General features: G+C 62.9%; 17 protein-coding genes. 9 read left to right on the forward strand and 8 right to left on the reverse strand.

The features are described 5' to 3' along the window. Nucleotides 1-19 precede the first annotated feature (19 nt). The 3 genes from FB597_RS09585 to mpl are packed head-to-tail and all read right to left on the reverse strand — an operon-like array spanning nucleotide 20 to nucleotide 2,612. A complete protein-coding gene (locus FB597_RS09585; RefSeq protein ID WP_141914617.1) occupies nucleotides 20-619 on the reverse strand; it encodes a chorismate lyase in 600 nt (199 codons plus the stop codon). Next, the gene (locus FB597_RS09590; RefSeq protein ID WP_141914618.1) at nucleotides 619-1,227 is read right to left on the reverse strand and encodes a YqiA/YcfP family alpha/beta fold hydrolase; all 609 of its coding nucleotides are present in this window, start codon (nucleotides 1,225-1,227) and stop codon (nucleotides 619-621) included. The genes FB597_RS09585 and FB597_RS09590 overlap by 1 nt, the downstream gene beginning before the upstream one ends. Then, nucleotides 1,224-2,612: a UDP-N-acetylmuramate:L-alanyl-gamma-D-glutamyl-meso-diaminopimelate ligase gene (gene mpl, locus FB597_RS09595; protein WP_141914619.1), complete on the reverse strand. Its 1,389-nt coding sequence runs from the start codon at nucleotides 2,610-2,612 to the stop codon at nucleotides 1,224-1,226. The genes FB597_RS09590 and mpl overlap by 4 nt, the downstream gene beginning before the upstream one ends. Nucleotides 2,613-2,734: 122 nt before the next feature. Here mpl and FB597_RS09600 point away from each other — a divergent pair, with 122 nt between their 5' ends. The 9 genes from FB597_RS09600 to FB597_RS09640 all read left to right on the forward strand — a co-directional run bounded on the left by FB597_RS09600 (nucleotide 2,735) and on the right by FB597_RS09640 (nucleotide 10,443). Further along, nucleotides 2,735-3,376 carry a hypothetical protein gene (locus FB597_RS09600; RefSeq protein ID WP_141914620.1) on the forward strand — a complete coding sequence of 214 codons (642 nt, stop codon included), beginning with the start codon at nucleotides 2,735-2,737 and terminating at the stop codon, nucleotides 3,374-3,376. Then, the gene (locus FB597_RS09605) at nucleotides 3,373-3,894 is read left to right on the forward strand and encodes a TlpA disulfide reductase family protein (RefSeq protein WP_141914621.1); all 522 of its coding nucleotides are present in this window, start codon (nucleotides 3,373-3,375) and stop codon (nucleotides 3,892-3,894) included. Before FB597_RS09600 ends, FB597_RS09605 begins: the two co-directional genes overlap by 4 nt. Nucleotides 3,895-3,979: 85 nt before the next feature. After that, nucleotides 3,980-4,417, forward strand: a complete 438-nt coding sequence (gene aroQ / locus FB597_RS09610; protein WP_141914622.1) for a type II 3-dehydroquinate dehydratase — start codon at nucleotides 3,980-3,982, stop codon at nucleotides 4,415-4,417. A 138-nt stretch (nucleotides 4,418-4,555) separates the two neighbouring features. Continuing rightward, nucleotides 4,556-5,020 (forward strand): acetyl-CoA carboxylase biotin carboxyl carrier protein, encoded by a 465-nt coding sequence (accB, locus tag FB597_RS09615; RefSeq protein ID WP_141914623.1) that lies wholly within the window; start codon nucleotides 4,556-4,558, stop codon nucleotides 5,018-5,020. A 174-nt stretch (nucleotides 5,021-5,194) separates the two neighbouring features. Next, nucleotides 5,195-6,571 carry an acetyl-CoA carboxylase biotin carboxylase subunit gene (accC, locus tag FB597_RS09620; protein ID WP_141914624.1) on the forward strand — a complete coding sequence of 459 codons (1,377 nt, stop codon included), beginning with the start codon at nucleotides 5,195-5,197 and terminating at the stop codon, nucleotides 6,569-6,571. 14 nt (nucleotides 6,572-6,585) lie between these two features. Further along, entirely contained in the window at nucleotides 6,586-7,500 is a 915-nt protein-coding gene (prmA, locus tag FB597_RS09625; RefSeq protein ID WP_141914625.1) for a 50S ribosomal protein L11 methyltransferase, read from the forward strand. Between the two features lie 4 nt (nucleotides 7,501-7,504). After that, complete coding sequence (locus FB597_RS09630; RefSeq protein ID WP_141914626.1) at nucleotides 7,505-8,752, forward strand: DUF3426 domain-containing protein; 1,248 nt, start codon at nucleotides 7,505-7,507, stop codon at nucleotides 8,750-8,752. Between the two features lie 105 nt (nucleotides 8,753-8,857). After that, the gene (locus tag FB597_RS09635) at nucleotides 8,858-9,793 is read left to right on the forward strand and encodes a carbohydrate kinase family protein (RefSeq protein ID WP_141914627.1); all 936 of its coding nucleotides are present in this window, start codon (nucleotides 8,858-8,860) and stop codon (nucleotides 9,791-9,793) included. 65 nt (nucleotides 9,794-9,858) lie between these two features. After that, a complete protein-coding gene (locus FB597_RS09640) occupies nucleotides 9,859-10,443 on the forward strand; it encodes a peroxiredoxin (RefSeq protein ID WP_141914628.1) in 585 nt (194 codons plus the stop codon). A gap of 39 nt (nucleotides 10,444-10,482) precedes the next feature. Here the strand turns inward: FB597_RS09640 and FB597_RS09645 are convergent, their stop codons facing one another. The 5 genes from FB597_RS09645 to FB597_RS09665 form a co-directional block, all read right to left on the reverse strand. Then, nucleotides 10,483-10,854, reverse strand: coding sequence for a YxeA family protein (locus FB597_RS09645; protein ID WP_141914629.1), 372 nt, complete (start codon nucleotides 10,852-10,854; stop codon nucleotides 10,483-10,485). A gap of 97 nt (nucleotides 10,855-10,951) precedes the next feature. Continuing rightward, nucleotides 10,952-11,491, reverse strand: a complete 540-nt coding sequence (locus FB597_RS09650) for a YggT family protein (protein WP_141914630.1) — start codon at nucleotides 11,489-11,491, stop codon at nucleotides 10,952-10,954. Nucleotides 11,492-11,781: 290 nt separating this feature from the next. Then, a complete protein-coding gene (locus FB597_RS09655) occupies nucleotides 11,782-12,465 on the reverse strand; it encodes a histone (RefSeq protein WP_141914631.1) in 684 nt (227 codons plus the stop codon). A 502-nt stretch (nucleotides 12,466-12,967) separates the two neighbouring features. Continuing rightward, entirely contained in the window at nucleotides 12,968-14,122 is a 1,155-nt protein-coding gene (locus FB597_RS09660; RefSeq protein WP_141914632.1) for a ribonucleotide-diphosphate reductase subunit beta, read from the reverse strand. 215 nt (nucleotides 14,123-14,337) lie between these two features. Continuing rightward, nucleotides 14,338-17,346, reverse strand: a complete 3,009-nt coding sequence (locus FB597_RS09665; protein WP_141914633.1) for a ribonucleoside-diphosphate reductase subunit alpha — start codon at nucleotides 17,344-17,346, stop codon at nucleotides 14,338-14,340. Between the last annotated feature and the right edge of the window lie 357 nt (nucleotides 17,347-17,703).

The following is a 17,703-nucleotide window of genomic DNA, read 5'->3' on the forward strand; positions in this document are numbered from 1 at the left end:
TTGCTTCTGATTCAACTCTTTACAGGGAACGGACATCGGCGCGCATCAGAGCTGCCAGTGCCGGGAGGAAAACATCGGTGACCATCAGCACGCCGCCGCGGCGCGAGAACAGCGAGCGGCGGGCATACAGGGCGGCGGGGATAGCCTCGCCGGGCAATGCGGCCGCGATGCGGCGCATCAGCGGGTGGCTCGCTTGCAGCCGCGCGTACTCGATCGGGCTGCGCCCCACCAATGGATCGAAAAACAGGTTGGCGCCCAGCGGCGTGTTGCCCAGCCTGCTGAAAAACGGCCAGTCGGACTTCACCGACGAGGTCGACAGCACGGTGTGGCCGAACACCACCGGCCGGCCATCGCAATGCAGGACCACGTCGCGCTCGACTACCCGGCTGCGCGCCGGCACGCCCAGCGCCGCATATTCGTCGGCCAGGATCGGGCCCGGCCGCTGGCGCAGCAGGCGCACCGAGAAATCGCGGGTGCGCGCCTTGAGCTTCAAGGTCATCGAACCGGGGTCGGCCAGCCACGAACGGGTGCGGCGCATCAACTCGCCATCGGCCGCCAGCAGCGACGCCAACGCCTGCGGATGCGGCATCCATGCCGCCTTGCGCAACGCATGTGGCATCAGGACACCGCCTTGCCCGAGGCGCCGGCTTCGGCCGAGCCATCCACGCCGCAAAAGGCCAGCACGTCGTCGATATAGTCGGCGAATTCGGCAATGCCGTGGTCGCTGCCTTCGATCACGATCTGGCGCGCGCCCGGATAGTGCGCAACCATTTCACGCCAGTCCAGCACTTCGTCGCCGGTGGCGGCGATCAGGAAATAGCGCTCGGGCCGGCTGACCTGGTCCACCGTCAGCGCGCGCAATTCATCGACATATTCGCGCTTGAACTCGAAGGGTTCGTCGGAATGATAGTGGGTGGTGACGCCGACATAGGATTCCAGCTCGCGCGGCGGCTTGACCGCTGGGTTGAGCAGCACCGCGCGGCAACCGTATTGCTCGGCCAGCCAGGTGGCATAAAAGCCGCCCAGCGAGGAACCGACGATGGTGAGCCGGCCGAGGTCGGCGCCGTCCACGATGGACCGGGCCAGCGCGATGGCGCCCGCCGGCGACGCCGGCAGTTGCGGGCAGGCATAACGGTCCTGCAAGCCCAGTTCACGCATGCGCTGCCCCATCAGCCGCGCCTTGAACGATTGCGGCGAGGAGCGGAAGCCATGCAGATAAAGGATCATGCCAGCGCGTCCAGGATTTTCTGGTGCACGCCGCCGAAGCCGCCGTTGCTCATCACCAGCACATGGTCGCCCGGCCTGGCGGCGGCCTGGACCGCCTGCACCAGCGCGCCGAGGTCGTCGAAGGCGGCGCCTTTGGCGCCCAGCGGGGCCAGCGCCTCGGCCAGGTTCCAGCCGAGCGCGTCCTTGCCGGCGCTGGCGCCGTAACCGAACACCAGGTCGGCCTCGGCCAGGCTGGCCGGCAATGCATCCTTCATGGTGCCCAGCTTCATGGTGTTGGAACGCGGCTCCAGCACGGCCAGGATGCGCGCCGCGCCGACCTTCTTGCGCAGGCCGGCCACGGTGGTGGCGATCGCGGTCGGGTGGTGGGCGAAGTCGTCGTACACGGTCACGCCATGGGCGGTGCCGCGCAATTCCATGCGGCGCTTGACGTTCTGGAACGCGCACAGCGCCTCGATGGCCTGGGCCGGCGGCACGCCGACGTGGCGCGCGGCGGCGATCGCCGCCAGCGCGTTCATGCGGTTGTGCTCGCCGCTCAAGGCCCAGGCTACCGTGCCTTGCAACTCGCCATTGAACAGCACATCGAAACGGCCGTCGTCATGGTTGGCCAGCGCCCAGCCGGCGCCCTGGGCCACGCCGAAGTCCTCGCGTTCGCTCCAGCAGCCGCGCGCGATCACGCGCTGCAGCGCCGGTTCGCGGCCATTGACGACCAGCCGGCCGATGCCGGGCACGGTGCGCACCAGATGATGGAATTGGGTCTCGATGGCGGCCAGGTCGGGGAAGATGTCGGCGTGGTCGTATTCGAGGTTGTTCAGGATCGCGGTGCGCGCGCGGTAGTGCACGAACTTGCTGCGCTTGTCGAAGAAGGCGGTGTCGTATTCGTCGGCTTCGATCACGAAGAACGGCGAGGGACTGCCCTTGCTGCCCTGGCCATCGCTGCCCAGGCGCGCGGAAATGCCGAAATTCATCGGCACGCCGCCGATCAGGAAGCCCGGGTTGTAGCCGGCATGTTCCAGGATCCAGGCCAGCATGGCCGAGGTGGTGGTCTTGCCATGCGTGCCGGCCACGGCCAGCACCCATTTGTCTTGCAGGATATGGCGGCCGATCCATTCCGGGCCGGAGGCATAAGGCAAGCCGCGGTTGAGGATCTCTTCCATCAGCGCATTGCCGCGCGAGACGACATTGCCGATCACGAACAGGTCGGGCGCCAGTTCCACCTGGGACGGGTCGAATCCCTGGATCAACTCGATGCCCTGGGCCTCGAGCTGGGTGCTCATCGGCGGGTAGACATTGGCGTCGCAGCCGGTCACCTTGTGGCCGGCCTCCTTGGCGAGGACGGCCAGGCCGCCCATGAAGGTGCCGCAAATGCCGAGAATGTGGATATGCATAACAAGTCTTCGGGTGTAATCCCGGGATTTTACCTGAGGCAGGGCTCCCGCCCCCAGTCCCGGCCGCACAAAACCGGCGCAAGACGGCCGGGCCCGGACGGCTCCGGCCGCGAGCGGGTATGATGTCGCCCATGCCAGACTTTACCTCCCCGACCGAACAACTGCGCGCCGAGATCGCCGCGGCGGCCGCGCGCATGATCGCCGAAGACGGCGCCGACTATGGCAGCGCCAAGCGCAAGGCGGCCCGGCAGATCCTGGGCAACCAGAAAGTGCGCGGCGAGATCATGCCCGATAATGAGCAGATCGAAGAAGAAGTCCGCCTGTACAACGAACTTTTCTTCGCCGACACCCAACCGGCGCGCCTGCAGCACCTGCGCCGGGTGGCGCTGACACTGATGCAGGACCTGCAAGCCTTCAACCCTTATATTACCGGCGCGGTGTTCAACGGCACCGCCGGCGCGCATTCGGACATCCACCTGCAGCTGTTTACCTCCAGCGCCAAGGATGTGGAAATCTTCCTGTTGAACAAGAACGTGAATTTCGAAGTCGGCGAGCTGCCGCACTTCCGCACCGGCCAGCCGGTGGAGACGCTGAGCTTCCTGCTGCCGCAAAAAGGCGCGGCGCCGGAACTGGCCCACCTGGCCCTGTATGAAGAAGACGACCTGCGCGGCAGCGTGCGCGCCGCCGCGGGCAAACGCCCGGAACGCGGCGACGCTGCTGCGCTGGCGCGCCTGATAGAAACCTTCGAGAAAGAAAATCAATGAAGAAGCTGCGCAATGCCATCCTGTTGATTATCGTTGCCGTCATTTGCGTGGGCGCAGGCATGTATGCCAGCCACCGCAGCACCCCGCCCGACTCGCCGCAAACCCAGGCCCTGAACCGCCTGCTGTCGCAATCGATGCCGGATGCGGCGGGACAGCAGCAGTCGCTGGCGCAATGGAAAGGCAAGCCGCTGGTCGTCAACTTCTGGGCGACCTGGTGCGGCCCTTGCGTGGAAGAAATGCCTGAACTGACGGCCCTGCAGCAAGAGATCGCCCCGGTGCAAATTCTGGGAATTGGCGTCGATAGTCAGGACAATATCGCCAAATTTGCACAAAAATACCAAATCCGCTATCCTCTCTTCGTTGCCGGAACCGGCGCCACCGACTTGCTCAGGCAATTCGGCAATCAGGCGGGCGGTCTTCCCTTCACCGTTCTGGTGGGCAAGGACGGCAAAGTCAAAAAGATCTATCTGGGCCGCTTGAAGTTCGACGAGCTGCGCCAAGACCTCTCCCAGCTGTAAATCCATGAAAAGAAAGTTTTTCTTGCCAAATAGTGTCATTTGACGGCAAAATGCGCGCATCGTCGTCAAACGGGGCTTAACCTCCATGGCAAAACACCTTCTTCTCCTCAATGGCCCGAACCTGAATCTGCTCGGGACCAGAGAGCCGGAAGTCTATGGATCGACCAGGCTGGCCGATGTTGAACGGCTGGCCCAGGAGCAAGCCCGCGCCGGCGGCGCCGCTTTGCAGGCGTTCCAGAGCAACCACGAAGGCGCGCTGATCGACCGCATCCACCAAGCCCGCGCAGAGGGCGTGGATGCCATCGTGATCAACCCCGGCGGCCTGACCCACACCAGCGTGGCCTTGCGCGATGCGCTGGCCGGCGTGGCCATCCCGTTCGTGGAAGTGCATATCTCCAATATTCATCAACGCGAGGAATTTCGTCATTTTTCATACCTGTCCGGCATTGCCCGGGCAGTCATATGCGGCTTTGGAGTCGACGGCTACCGCCTGGCGGTCGACTACTGGCTGCGCCAGTCCTGACGGCGGGCCTAGCTGCTTGCTTATCCGCGCCCGAACGGACACATCAAGAAACCAGCAACAAGCAATACACCGATACCGCCGGCCGCGATCGACTGCCGGCGATTATTTAACTTCTCATCTACATTCCGAGGGATTCAAATGGATTTACGAAAACTCAAGACGCTGATCGACCTGGTTGCCGAGTCGGCTATCGAAGAGCTTGAAGTCACTGAAGGCGAAAGCAAGGTCAGGATCGTCAAATCGTCCCCGAATGCGCAAAACCAGGTCGTGATGATGCCGCAGCAGCAAGCCTACGCCCCTGTCGCCGCGCCGCAAGCCGCCGCTCCTGCGGCTGCCCCGGTGGCCGCGCCGGCTGCGGCCGCTCCTGAAGGCTATGTCGTGAAGTCGCCCATGGTCGGCACCTTCTACCGCTCCTCCGCTCCGGGCGCGCCGGCGTTTGTCGAAGTCGGCAAGGAAGTCAAGGAAGGCGATACCCTGTGCATCATCGAAGCCATGAAGCTGTTGAACGAAATCGACGCCGACAAGGGTGGCGTGGTCAAGCAGATCCTGGTGGAAAACGGCCAACCGGTCGAATTCGGCCAACCCCTGTTCGTGCTGGGCTGATCGACGCACCGGACCTGGTGGCATTCCCGATTTGGCCGGATGACGCCGCCCCCGGGCGGCAATCGCAGTGGAAATGCTGTACTGTCGATGCAGGCCGTTGCGCCAAGTTGGCGCGCCGCAGCCCCGACATCCGGAACCTATAACGCTTGACCTTAGCGACGCCTCATTCCAGTTATGTTTGAAAAAATCCTGATCGCCAATCGTGGCGAAATTGCCCTGCGTATCCAGCGTGCCTGCCGCGAATTGGGCATCAAGACCGTGGTCGTGCACTCCGAAGCCGACCGCGAAGCCAAGTACGTGAAGCTGGCGGATGAATCGGTATGTATCGGGCCGGCGCCGTCGGCGCTGTCCTACCTGAACATGCCGGCCATCATCAGCGCCGCCGAAGTGACCGACGCCCAGGCGATCCACCCCGGCTACGGTTTCCTGTCGGAAAACGCCGATTTCGCCGAGCGCGTGGAAAAGTCGGGCTTCGTCTTCATCGGCCCGCGCGCCGAGAACATCCGCATGATGGGCGACAAGGTGTCGGCCAAGCAGGCGATGATCCGCGCCGGCGTGCCTTGCGTGCCGGGTTCGGAAGGCGCGCTGCCTGACAACCCCAAGGAAATCGTCCAGATCGCCCGCAGGATCGGCTATCCGGTCATCATCAAGGCTGCCGGCGGCGGCGGCGGACGCGGTATGCGCGTGGTGCATACCGAGGCCGCGCTGATCAACGCCGTGACCATGACCAAGACCGAAGCCGGCGCCGCGTTCGGCAATCCGGAAGTCTATATGGAGAAGTACCTGGAAAATCCGCGCCACGTGGAAATCCAGATCCTGGCCGACGAGCACAAGCAAGCCATCTGGCTGGGCGAACGCGACTGCTCGATGCAGCGCCGCCACCAGAAGGTGATCGAGGAAGCGCCGGCGCCGGGCATCCCGCGCAAGATCATCGAGAAGATCGGCGAACGCTGCGCCGAGGCCTGCCGCAAGATGAATTACCGCGGCGCCGGCACCTTCGAGTTCCTGTATGAGAACGAAGAGTTCTATTTCATCGAAATGAACACCCGCGTGCAGGTGGAACACCCGGTGACCGAAATGATCACCGGCGTGGACATCGTGCAGGAACAGATCCGCATCGCCGCCGGCGAGAAGCTGCGCTACCGCCAGCGCGACATCGAGTTGAAGGGCCACGCCATCGAATGCCGCATCAACGCCGAGGATCCGTTCAAGTTCATCCCTTCGCCAGGCCGCATCACGGCATGGCACGTGCCGGGCGGCCCTGGCATCCGCGTCGATTCGCATGCCTACTCCGGCTATTTCGTCCCGCCCAACTACGACTCCATGGTCGGCAAGGTGATCGCCTACGGCACCACCCGCGAGCAAGCCATCCGCCGCATGCAGATCGCGCTGTCGGAAATGGTGGTCGAAGGCATTTCGACCAACATCCCGCTGCACCGCGAGCTGATGGTGGACGCGCGCTTCTTCGAAGGCGGAACCAATATCCATTATCTGGAACACAAGTTGTCGGAACGCCCGGCATCGTCGGACGCCGACAAGGCCAAGAAGTGAAAGTGAAGTGATCCATGGGTTGGGTTGAAATCGTCATCGAAGTGGCGCGTGAGCAGGCGGAGGCATTGTCCGACGCCCTGATGGAGGCTGGCGCCTTGTCGGTGTCGGTCGAAGATGCGGATGAAGGCACCGCTGCCGAGCGTCCGCTGTTCGGCGAGCCCGGCATGGAGCCCGACGAGGCGGCCTGGGATCGCAGCCGCGTGGTGGCGCTGGCCGGCAAGGATGCCGACCTGGCGACCATCGTGGCCGACGCCACCGCCGCCATCGGCCTGGGCTATGCCCTGCCCTTCGCCACCCGCGAGGTGGAAGAACAGGACTGGGTGCGCCTGACGCAATCGCAGTTCGAGCCCATCCATATCGGCCAGCGCATCTGGGTGGTGCCGAGCTGGCACGACGCGCCGCAGGACAGCGACGCGCTGGTGCTGGAACTGGACCCTGGCCTGGCCTTCGGCACCGGCAGCCATCCCACCACCCGCTTGTGCATGGAATGGCTGGAAACCCATGCCACGCAAACCCGGACCCTGCTGGATTACGGCTGCGGTTCCGGCATCCTGGCGCTGGTGGCGGCCAAGGTCGGCGTGCCGCAGGTGATCGGCGTGGACATCGATCCCCAGGCGCTGGAAGCGGCCAACTACAATTCGGCGCGCAACCAGTGTGAAGTCGCTTATTTCCTGCCGGAAGAATTTGCCCGGGCGCATCCGGAAGGCGAGCGCTTCGACGTGGTGGTGGCCAACATCCTGGCCGGCCCGCTGCAACTGATGGCGCCGATGCTGGCCGGGCGGGTTGCCCCCGGCGGCGCGCTGGTGCTTTCGGGCGTGCTGGACCGGCAGGCGCAGGAAGTCATTGCCGCCTACGCGCCCTACATTGCGCTCACGGTGTGGGCCGAGCACGAAGGCTGGGTGGCGCTGGCAGGCCGCTTGCCGGAGTAGGCGCATGGCGTTGGCGACCCAATGTCCGCACTGTTTCACCATCTTCCGGGTCGCCGGCGACCAACTCAAACTGCGCGGCGGCCTGGTCCGCTGCGGTAGCTGCAAGCAAGTCTTCAACGGCAACGACTACCTGGTGGAAGCCAGCGTCAGCGACGGCTATTACCAGCCTGCGCCGGGCAGCAAGGCACAAGCGGCCCCGGCCGCCATGCCGGTTGCCAGGTCCACGGCTGCGCCCACAGCCGTTACCGACGCCCTGCCTGGCCCAACACACAACCCGGTTCCCGAGGTCAATACGCCAGCGCCGACGGGTGCTGCGCCACCGCCACCGTCGCCCCCCGTTCCCGCCATCGCCGAGCCTAAAGTGTTCCGCTCGCCCGACAGTCCGGGTTATATCCCCGACCTGGGCATGCCGCTGCGCGCCCCGGAGCAAGCGGACCGCTTCCCGTTGCCGCTGACGCCATCCGATACACAGCGTCAGGATGACCTGCAAGGGGAGCGCGCCCCGTTTTCCGATGGCGCGCCGGCGCCGGCCGATGCGGCGGCCGATGCCTGGGCCGGGACGGAACGGCTTTCCGGCGCCGGCTCGCAGGCAGAGACTTCCGACGAGAATCCGTTTACCGCTTACGAGCGGGCTGCAGGCGCCGCCGCCAGCGCGGATATGCAGCCGGACGAAGAAGACGATGCAGACGACGGGCAAGCGCAGGAAGAAGCCCATGATGATGCCGACCAGCCGGCTTTCGTCAAAAAGGCCGAACGCAGGGAACGGCTGGGCCGCGTCATGAAGATAGGGATGATGGTGCTGGCCGGCATCATGCTTCCCATCCTGCTGCTGCAATCGGCTTATTATTGGCGCAACCAGCTGGCGGTTGCGGCGCCGCCGCTGCGTCCCATGCTCAACGGCATGTGTGCCGCCCTCCATTGCACCATCGGCCTGCCGGCCGAGATCGACCGCCTGTCGCTGGAATCGAACGAGCTGCAGGTGGTGCCGCCCAACCAGAATATCTACGCCCTGTCGCTGGTGCTGCGCAATCGCGGCGACACGCCGCAGGCGTGGCCGCATATCGAGCTCACGCTCAACAACGATGATGAAAAACCGGTGGTGCGCCGCGTGTTCCGGCCGCGCGAATACCTGGCCAGGCCGCAGCAGCTGGACAACGGCATCGCCGGCGAAAGCGAACAGCCGGTCAAGCTGACTTTCGAGCTTAACGATGCGCTGGTATCGGGCTATCGCATCTACCTGTTCTATCCCTGAAGCTGACTGCCATCCGGCCGGTCCAGGCCTGCTCCGGAAGACAACGCTGAACTTCCGGCCGCTTTCTTCTACAATGCGGCATTCACCACCACTTTTCCATTCCCAATGAGCTCACTGATCTGCGGTTCCCTTGCTTACGACAACCTCATGCAATACCCGGGCCGCTTCGCCGATGCCCTGCTGGCCGACCAGTTGCACAAGATCAGCGTGTCCTTCCTGGTGCCGACCATGCGCCGCGAGTTCGGCGGCTGCGCCGGCAACATCGGTTACAACCTCAAGCTGCTGGGCGGCGTGCCGATAGTGATGGCCACCGTCGGCCTGGACAGCGTGCCCTACATGGAACGCTTCGCCGAGCTGGGGATGTCCACCCAATGCGTGCGCGTGATCGACTCCTCGTTCACCGCGCAATGCTTCGTCACCACCGATGCCGACAATAACCAGATCAACGCCTTCCACCCGGGCGCCATGACCTTCTCGCACGAGAACCGGGTAAGCGATGCCGGCCCGGTGAAATTCGCCATCGTCGCTCCCGACGGCCGCGACGGCATGCTGCAGCACGCGGAGCAGGCGGCTGAGCTGAAGATCCCGCTGATCTTCGATCCGGGCCAGGGCATGCCCATGTTCGACGGCGACGACCTCAAGCACTTCATCGACCTGGCGACCTACATCGCCGTCAACGACTACGAAGCCGAGATGCTGACCGCGCGCACCGGCCTGTCGCTGGCGCAGATCGCCGAGCGCGTGTCGGCCCTGGTCGTCACCCGCGGCGAACTGGGCTCGGAAATCTTCACCGGCGGCAAGAAGATCGACATCCCCTGCGTACCGGCCGAAAAGATCGAAGACCCGACCGGCTGCGGCGACGCTTTCCGCGCCGGCATGCTGCATGGCCTGACCGAAGGCTTCGACTGGGAAACCACCGGCCGCCTGGCCAGCCTGATGGGGTCGATCAAGATCGCTTCGCAAGGCCCGCAAAACCATGCGCCGTCCAAGGCCGAGATCGAAGACCGCTTCCAGAAGGCCTTCGGCTACCGCTTCGCCTGATGCCGGCACGGCAATAGCGTCGATACCGCGGGCGCGGGCGACGCATCACCTCAAGGAGATGCACCATGTTGAAGACTTCGTCCGAACACCCCGCCCTCCGTCGCCTGCGGCGAGCCGCCACTCCGCTGTTGCTGGCCACCACCCTGCTGGCCCAGCCGGCCTTGGCCGTACTCAAACCCGGCGAGAAGGCGCCGGATTTCTCCGCTCCTTCCTCGCTGGGCGGCCAGGTCTCGACGTTTTCGCTCAATGCCGCGCTCAAGAAGGGGCCGGTAGTGCTGTATTTCTATCCGGCCGCCTTTACCACCGGCTGCACCATCGAAGCCCACCTGTTCGCCGAAGCGACAGAGCGCTACAAGGCGCTGGGGGCGACGGTGATCGGGGTTTCTGCCGACAACATCGACACGCTCAACAAGTTCTCGGTCAGCGAGTGCCGCAGCAAGTTCGCGGTGGCCGCCGATGTCGACCGGAAGATCATGAAGTCCTACGACGCCGTACTGAGCAAGGATGCCGAACGCGCCAGCCGCACCTCCTACGTGATCACACCGGACCACACCATCCTGTATGAATACAGCAGCATGGATCCAGACAAGCACGTCGAAAATACGCTGCACGCATTGCAGCAATGGGTCAATAGCAGGAAAGGGCCTTAACGCCGGCTCGCCGATGGGCGCGCCATGCGCCTTAATCGCTTAATCGGACGATGCCGCCGCGCGCTGCCGCAATTGTTCTTTGGCCAGGGCCGGCACGGCGGCGCCGTCCACTTCTTCCCAGGCGGTGACGCGGTCATGGCTGGCGACATAAACGCGCAAATACGCCTGCAGGCGCAAGGACTTCTCGGCACGGAATGTCAGCCGGCGCTCCTTGCCCTCCCGGTCGAACGCCGGCTGTTCATAGGTGTATCCCCATGACGCCTGGCCATTGGGCTGGCCCGGCTGCGTGATTTGCGTGAAGTATTGCTGCTTGCCGAAACGCTTGGCCTTGCTGACCACCACGCTGGTGCCCCCGACCAGTACGACAATGACGGCTGCACCTGCAACCATCCACCATATACGCTTGGCCATTGCACTGGCTCCAGGAAATCAAACAGCCCTTTAGATGAATCTGCGCAGAGACGGTTACTCGCAATTTATCGAATATGCACGAGTAATCAATACCGCCTCAAGCCAGCGACAATAACAGTGCGCTGACCACGCGCACGGCAATCTGCAGCAGGATCAGCACCGCCAGCGGGGAAAGGTCGACGCCGCCGATCAGCGGAATGATGCGGCGCACCGGGCGCAGCAGCGGCTCGTTGAGCGCGCGCACGAAAGGCGCCAGCGGTGCGTAAGGGTTGACCCAGCTGAAGACCGCTTCGATGATCAGCGTCGCCATGAAGCCGTAGCAGATCCACTGGAGGAAGCGCACCAGCGATAGCAGCAAGATGGTCTTGAAGTCGAAACCGGAATCGATGCCGACGGCGGCGACAATCGACAGCAGCACGATCAGGAACGCCCCCAGCAGGCTGGCCCAATCATATGCGCCGCCCGGCATCACGCGGCGCAACGGCTTGACCAGCCAGTCCGACAGCTGATAGACGAACTGCCCGACCGATTGCGGCGGACGCACACGCACCACCTGCATCCAGAAGCGCAACAACATGACGCCGGCCAGAATGCTGGCGACGGCATCGACGATCAACATGAAAATACTATGCAGCACGGGGGTCTCCATCAGTGACAAATCTGGCGGCCGGAACGGCCTGAATATTAACAGGCCCTGGAGCGCATTGGCGCAATCGCCAAGCCTCCCCTGCCGGGGACGCAACATTCCTTGCCTCTATATTGTGCCATTCCCGCGCATTGCTAGTGCCCCGGATCAGCCACTGGCCCAACTCCCGGCGAGATTCCCGACTGCGCCCCGGATCGGACGGACAAAAAAAACCGCTGTATGGCGGCGAAGCCATACAGCGGGATTTTGCCTGAAAAGATCAGGCGGCCAAGACGCCCGTATTACGGACGGCTGGTGCCGGTCGGGAACGGCCAAGCCGCTGCCGGGTTCAGCACGGTCTTCACAGCCGGAGCTGCGGCCGGCTTAGCTGCCGGCTTTTTTGCTGCGACCGCCTTCTTCGGCGCTGCTGCCTTGGCTGCTGCCGGCTTCTTGGCGGCGACCGCCTTCTTCGGCGCTGCTGCCTTGGCTGCTACCGGTTTCTTGGCAGCGACTGCCTTCTTCGGTGCTGCCTTCTTGGCTGCTACCGGCTTCTTGGCAGCGACTGCCTTCTTCGGTGCTGCCTTCTTGGCTGCTACCGGCTTCTTGGCGGCGACTGCCTTCTTCGGTGCTGCCTTCTTGGCTGCTACCGGCTTCTTGGCGGCGACTGCCTTCTTCGGTGCTGCCTTCTTGGCTGCTGCTACCGGCTTCTTGGCGGCGACTGCCTTCTTCGGTGCTGCCTTCTTGGCGGCGACCGGCTTCTTGGCGGCGACTGCCTTCTTCGGTGCTGCTGCCTTCTTGGCTGCTACCGGCTTCTTGGCGGCGACTGCCTTCTTCGGTGCTGCCTTCTTCACTGCCGGCTTGGCCGCTGCCTTAGCGACTGGCTTCTTGGCTGCGACGGCTTTCTTCGGTGCTGCGGCTGCCTTGGCGGCTGCCGGCTTCTTTGCAGCAGGCTTCTTGGCTGCTGGCTTCTTTGCTGCTGTTGCCATTTTGTTTCTCCTTCTTCACGTGATGGAAAAAATCAAGCTTGATATAAGAAACCCTCCTGCGACATCGCGATGTACGCAGGCGGATTATTCATCGGCACAAGCATGCCTCTGCTTGCGCTAATGAATTCGGCACCAGCTGAACTGCTGCATCCCCTCACCTATGCAGCGCTTCAGCTATCTTGGCTGGACCTCTCCGGCAGTCCCGCACACCAGGCGGGCCACGATCGACTACGGGAGCAGGCGCGAGGCCAAAAAAAACGCCAGCGTGTTCAAACGCCAGCGTCGGAATAGCACATTTGAAAAACCATCAGGTTTTTCAAAGGAAAAGCCGCCTTACCCGACACGATGGGGTTAAGCGGCGATAACAGAGAAGAACGGTTCGGTCTCTGACTGTTCATTAATTTGGCGATTGCCTTTCAGTTTCAACAGCCGGGTATCTTGCAAGCTACCCGACTGCCGCTGTGCAATGTGTCTCGCTGAAGAGCACTGACGAGACTGCACATCATTCCCAACTCAACGCACCCCCGGTTTGATATTCGATGACGCGGGTCTCAAAGAAGTTGCGCTCCTTCTTCAAGTCGATCATCTCGCTCATCCAGGGGAACGGATTTTCTTCTTGTGCGAACAACGGGTCCAATCCGATTTGCTGTGCGCGACGATTAGCGATGAATCGGAGGTAGCCCTTGAACATGGTAGCGTTCAACCCGAGCACGCCTCGCGGCATTGTATCCTCTGCGTAACGATATTCCAACTCCACCGCGCTTAAAAACAACGATTTGATCTCTTCGCGGAATTCCGGAGTCCACAGATGCGGGTTCTCCATCTTCACCGTGTTGATCAGATCGATCCCGAAATTGCAGTGCATCGACTCGTCGCGCAGGATGTACTGGTACTGCTCGGCGGCGCCCATCATCTTGTTCTGGCGGCCCAGCGCGAGGATCTGCGTGAAGCCGACGTAGAAGAACAGGCCTTCCATGATGCAGGCGAAAACGATCAGCGACTTCAGCAGTTTCTGGTCGTTCTCGACGGTGCCGGTCTTGAATTCCGGGTTGGTCAGCGTGTCGATGAAGGGGATCAGGAATTCATCCTTGTCGCGGATCGACTTCACCTCATGGTAGGCGTTGAAGATCTCGGCTTCGTCCAGGCCCAGCGACTCGACGATGTACTGGTAGGCGTGGGTGTGGATCGCCTCTTCGAAAGCCTGGCGCAACAGGTACTGGCGGCATTCCGGCGCCGTGATGTGGCGGTAGGTGCCCAGCACGATATTGTTGGCGGCCAGCGAGTCGGCGGTCACGAAGAAGCCGAGGTTGCGCTTGACCAGGCGGCGCTCGTCTTCGGTCAGGCCGTTGGGATTCTTCCACAGCTCGATGTCGCGCTGCATGTTGATTTCCTGCGGCATCCAGTGGTTGGCGCAACCGGCCAGGTATTTGTCCCAGGCCCATTTGTACTTGAACGGCACCAGCTGGTTGACGTCGGTGTGGCCGTTGATGATGCGCTTGTCGGCGGCGTTGACGCGGCGGGTGGTGTCGACCGGCGCGTCGCGGGTGACCAGCGCCGGGTTCAGCGCCGAGTCATTGAATTGCGGGTGGCCGCTCACGGCCGGCTGCAGTTGGGGTTGCGCCGATTTTGCGCTTGCTTCGTCATCCCAGGAAAGCATGGTTATTCCTCTTTAACTATGTGTTGCGGTGATGCCGGGAATGGACTGGCCATCCAGCATCATTGAAGGTGACAACGGCGCATCCGGTGAAGTTCACCGAGATGCGCCGGCTGTGAAAACCCGGCGCGGAAATCTGACTGGCCACTATCGAGGATGGCGTTGCGCATCCTCATGAGCTTGGCGATCCCGGCCGGCATTCTGGCTTCTTGCTGGTATTACTGGCAGGCCTCGCACTCTTCGAAGCCGGCGTCGCCCGGACGCATGGTGCAAACCGGACCGTCGGCGTCGATGGCGGCGCCCGGATTGGGCATCACGTAGGCGGTCGAAGCTGCGCTCGCCGAGGCGATCGAGGCTGCGGCGACGGCCGGAGCCGCTGCTGCAGCCGCAGCAGCCGCTGCCGAACTGCTCATGCCGCCGTCCACCGACACGGCGTTCAGGGCGCCGGTGCGGGAAGTCGACTTCTCGGTATGGGTCGCGCCGATGGTGCGCAGGTAGTAAGTGGTCTTCAAGCCGCGCAGCCATGCCAGCTTGTAGGTCTCATCCAGGCGCTTGCCCGAGGCGCCGGCCATGTAGATGTTGAGCGACTGCGCCTGGTCGATCCATTTCTGGCGACGCGAGGCGGCTTCCACCAGCCACGACGGATCCACTTCGAAAGCGGTGGCGTAGATGTCGCGCAGGTCTTGCGGGATGCGGTCGATCTTGGCCAGGCTGCCGTCGAAGTACTTCAGGTCGGCGATCATGACTTCGTCCCACAGGCCGCGCGCCTTCAGGTCGCGCACCAGGTATTCGTTGATTTCGGTGAATTCGCCCGACAGGTTCGACTTCACGTACAGGTTCTGGTAGGTCGGCTCGATGCAAGCCGACACGCCGATGATGTTCGAAATGGTGGCGGTCGGGGCGATCGCCACGCAATTCGAGTTGCGCATGCCATGTTCCTTGATGCGGCCGCGCAGGGCGCTCCAGTCCATGGTTTCGCTGGTGTCGGCTTCCAGGTAGCCGCCGCGTTCCTCGGCCAGCAGCTTCAGGGAATCCTGCGGCAGGATGCCGCGGTCCCACAGCGAGCCGCGGTAGGAGGTGTAGCGGCCGCGCTCTTCGGCCAGCTCGGTCGAGGCCCAGTAGGCGTAGTAGCAGACGGCTTCCATCGAACGGTCGGCGAACTCGACGGCGTCCATCGACGCGTACGGGATGCGCTTCATGTGCAGGCAGTCCTGGAAGCCCATGATGCCCATGCCCACCGGACGGTGGCGCAGGTTGGAATCGCGCGCCTTCTTGACCGCGTAGTAGTTGATGTCGATGACGTTGTCCAGCATGCGCATCGCGGTGCGGATGGTGCGCTGCAGCTTGGCATGGTCCAGCTCGCCGTTGACCAGGTGCGCCGGCAGGTTGACCGAACCCAGGTTGCACACCGCGATTTCGGAATCGTTGGTGTTCAGGGTGATCTCGGTGCACAGGTTGGAGCTGTGCACCACGCCCACGTGCTGCTGCGGCGAACGGATGTTGCAAGGATCCTTGAAGGTGATCCATGGGTGGCCGGTTTCGAACAGCATCGACAGCATCTTGCGCCACAGGTCGTTGGCTTGCACCTTCTTGAACAGCTTCAGCTCGCCGCGGGCGGCCTTGGCTTCGTAGCCGGTGTAGGCTTCTTCGAAGGCTTTGCCGAACTTGTCATGCAGGTCCGGGGTGTCGCTTGGCGAGAACAGGGTCCATTCGCCCTTTTCCATCACGCGCTTCATGAACAGGTCGGGAATCCAGTTCGCGGTGTTCATGTCGTGGGTGCGGCGGCGGTCGTCGCCGGTGTTCTTGCGCAGTTCGAGGAATTCCTCGATGTCCATGTGCCAGGTTTCCAGGTAGGCGCAGACCGCGCCCTTGCGCTTGCCGCCCTGGTTGACCGCCACGGCGGTGTCGTTGACCACCTTCAGGAACGGCACCACGCCTTGCGACTTGCCGTTGGTGCCCTTGATATGGGCGCCCAGGGCGCGCACTGGCGTCCAGTCGTTGCCCAGGCCGCCGGCGAACTTGGCCAGCAGGGCGTTTTCCTTGATGGCTTCGTAGATGCCGTCGAGGTCGTCGGCCACGGTGGTCAGGTAGCACGAGGACAACTGCGAGCGCAGGGTGCCCGAATTGAACAGGGTCGGGGTCGAGCTCATGAAGTCGAACGACGACAGCAGGTCGTAGAACTCGATGGCGCGCGCTTCACGGTCGATCTCGTTCAAGGCCAGGCCCATCGCCACGCGCATGTAGAACGCCTGCGGCATTTCGATGCGGGTGCCCTGGATGTGCAGGAAATAACGGTCGTACAGGGTCTGCAGGCCGATGTAGCCGAATTGCAGGTCACGCTCGGGCTTGATCGCGGCAGCCAGCTTTTCCAGGTCGAACTGGGCCAGCTTGGTGTCGAGCAGCTCGGCGGCGATGCCCTTCTTGATGTACTTGGCGAAATAGTCGAGATATTCGGCCGGCGCATCGGCTTGCGCCACTTCCCTGCCGAACACTTCCTTGCGGATGGTGTGCATCAGCAGGCGCGAAGTCACCTGGCTGTAGGCCGGGTCCTTTTCCATCAGCGCGCGGGCAGCCAGGATGGCGGACTTGTACAGCTCTTCGACGGGCACGCCGTCGTACAGGTTCTTCATCGTCTCGGCCAGGATCGCCTGGGCATCGACATGCTTTTCCAGGCCTTCGCAGGCCGCGCCGATCAGCGCGCGCACTTCGGCCACGTCCAGCGGACGGCTCTGGCCGTCTTCGACCACGTGCAGTTGCGGCGCGGCGACATCCGCCTTGGCGGCGCTGCCCTGTTGGGCGCGCTCTTCCATGCGCTTGGCGCGGTACAGCACGTAGGCGCGGGCGACGTCGTGCTCGCCCGAGCGCATCAGGGCAAGTTCGACCTGGTCCTGGATGTCTTCAATATGGAACGTGCCGCCGGTGGGCTGGCGGCGCACCAGCGCCGAGACCACATTGGTCGTCAATTGCTCGACCATCTCGCGCACGCGGGCCGACGCCGCGCCCTGCCCGCCGTTGACGGCCAGGAAGGCCTTGGTCACGGCGATGGAGATCTTGGACGGCTCGAAACCGACCACTGCGCCGTTGCGGCGGATGATCCGGTATTCGCCCAGACCGGCGCCGGCTTTCGCGGTGGCAGCCTTGGACGCGTCGGAAGACACCTCCAGGTCAGCGGCGGTGACGCCGAACACGGCAGGAGAATTGACGGAAATTTCTTGAGTTGAGCGCACTTAGCCTCCTAGATACATAAGACAGACAACCACGTGGAGATTGCCCCGAGTTGCTAAATTAGAACCCCCACCTGCCCGGGGGTTCGCGAACGACAGAAGCGCCCCACAATAAATATCCCTTTGCGCGGATATTCATGCTGACGCAAAACCTGCTTGAAACTGAATTAATGAGTAGACCGATGTTGGAAAAGAAGGAACCGCGAGACGTTGTAGGACTTTATTGCTGCCTCACGAACCTTTCACCTTCTGAAGCACGGCCATTTTCGAATGACAAATCCGGATACAACTGGAGATTACCAAAACACTACATCTAGTACCAAAAGAACGATTGAGACTAATTCTAGTAGCGGCATCTCG

Source organism: Herbaspirillum sp. SJZ099 (assembly GCF_007828355.1).
Taxonomy (GTDB): domain Bacteria; phylum Pseudomonadota; class Gammaproteobacteria; order Burkholderiales; family Burkholderiaceae_D; genus Herbaspirillum.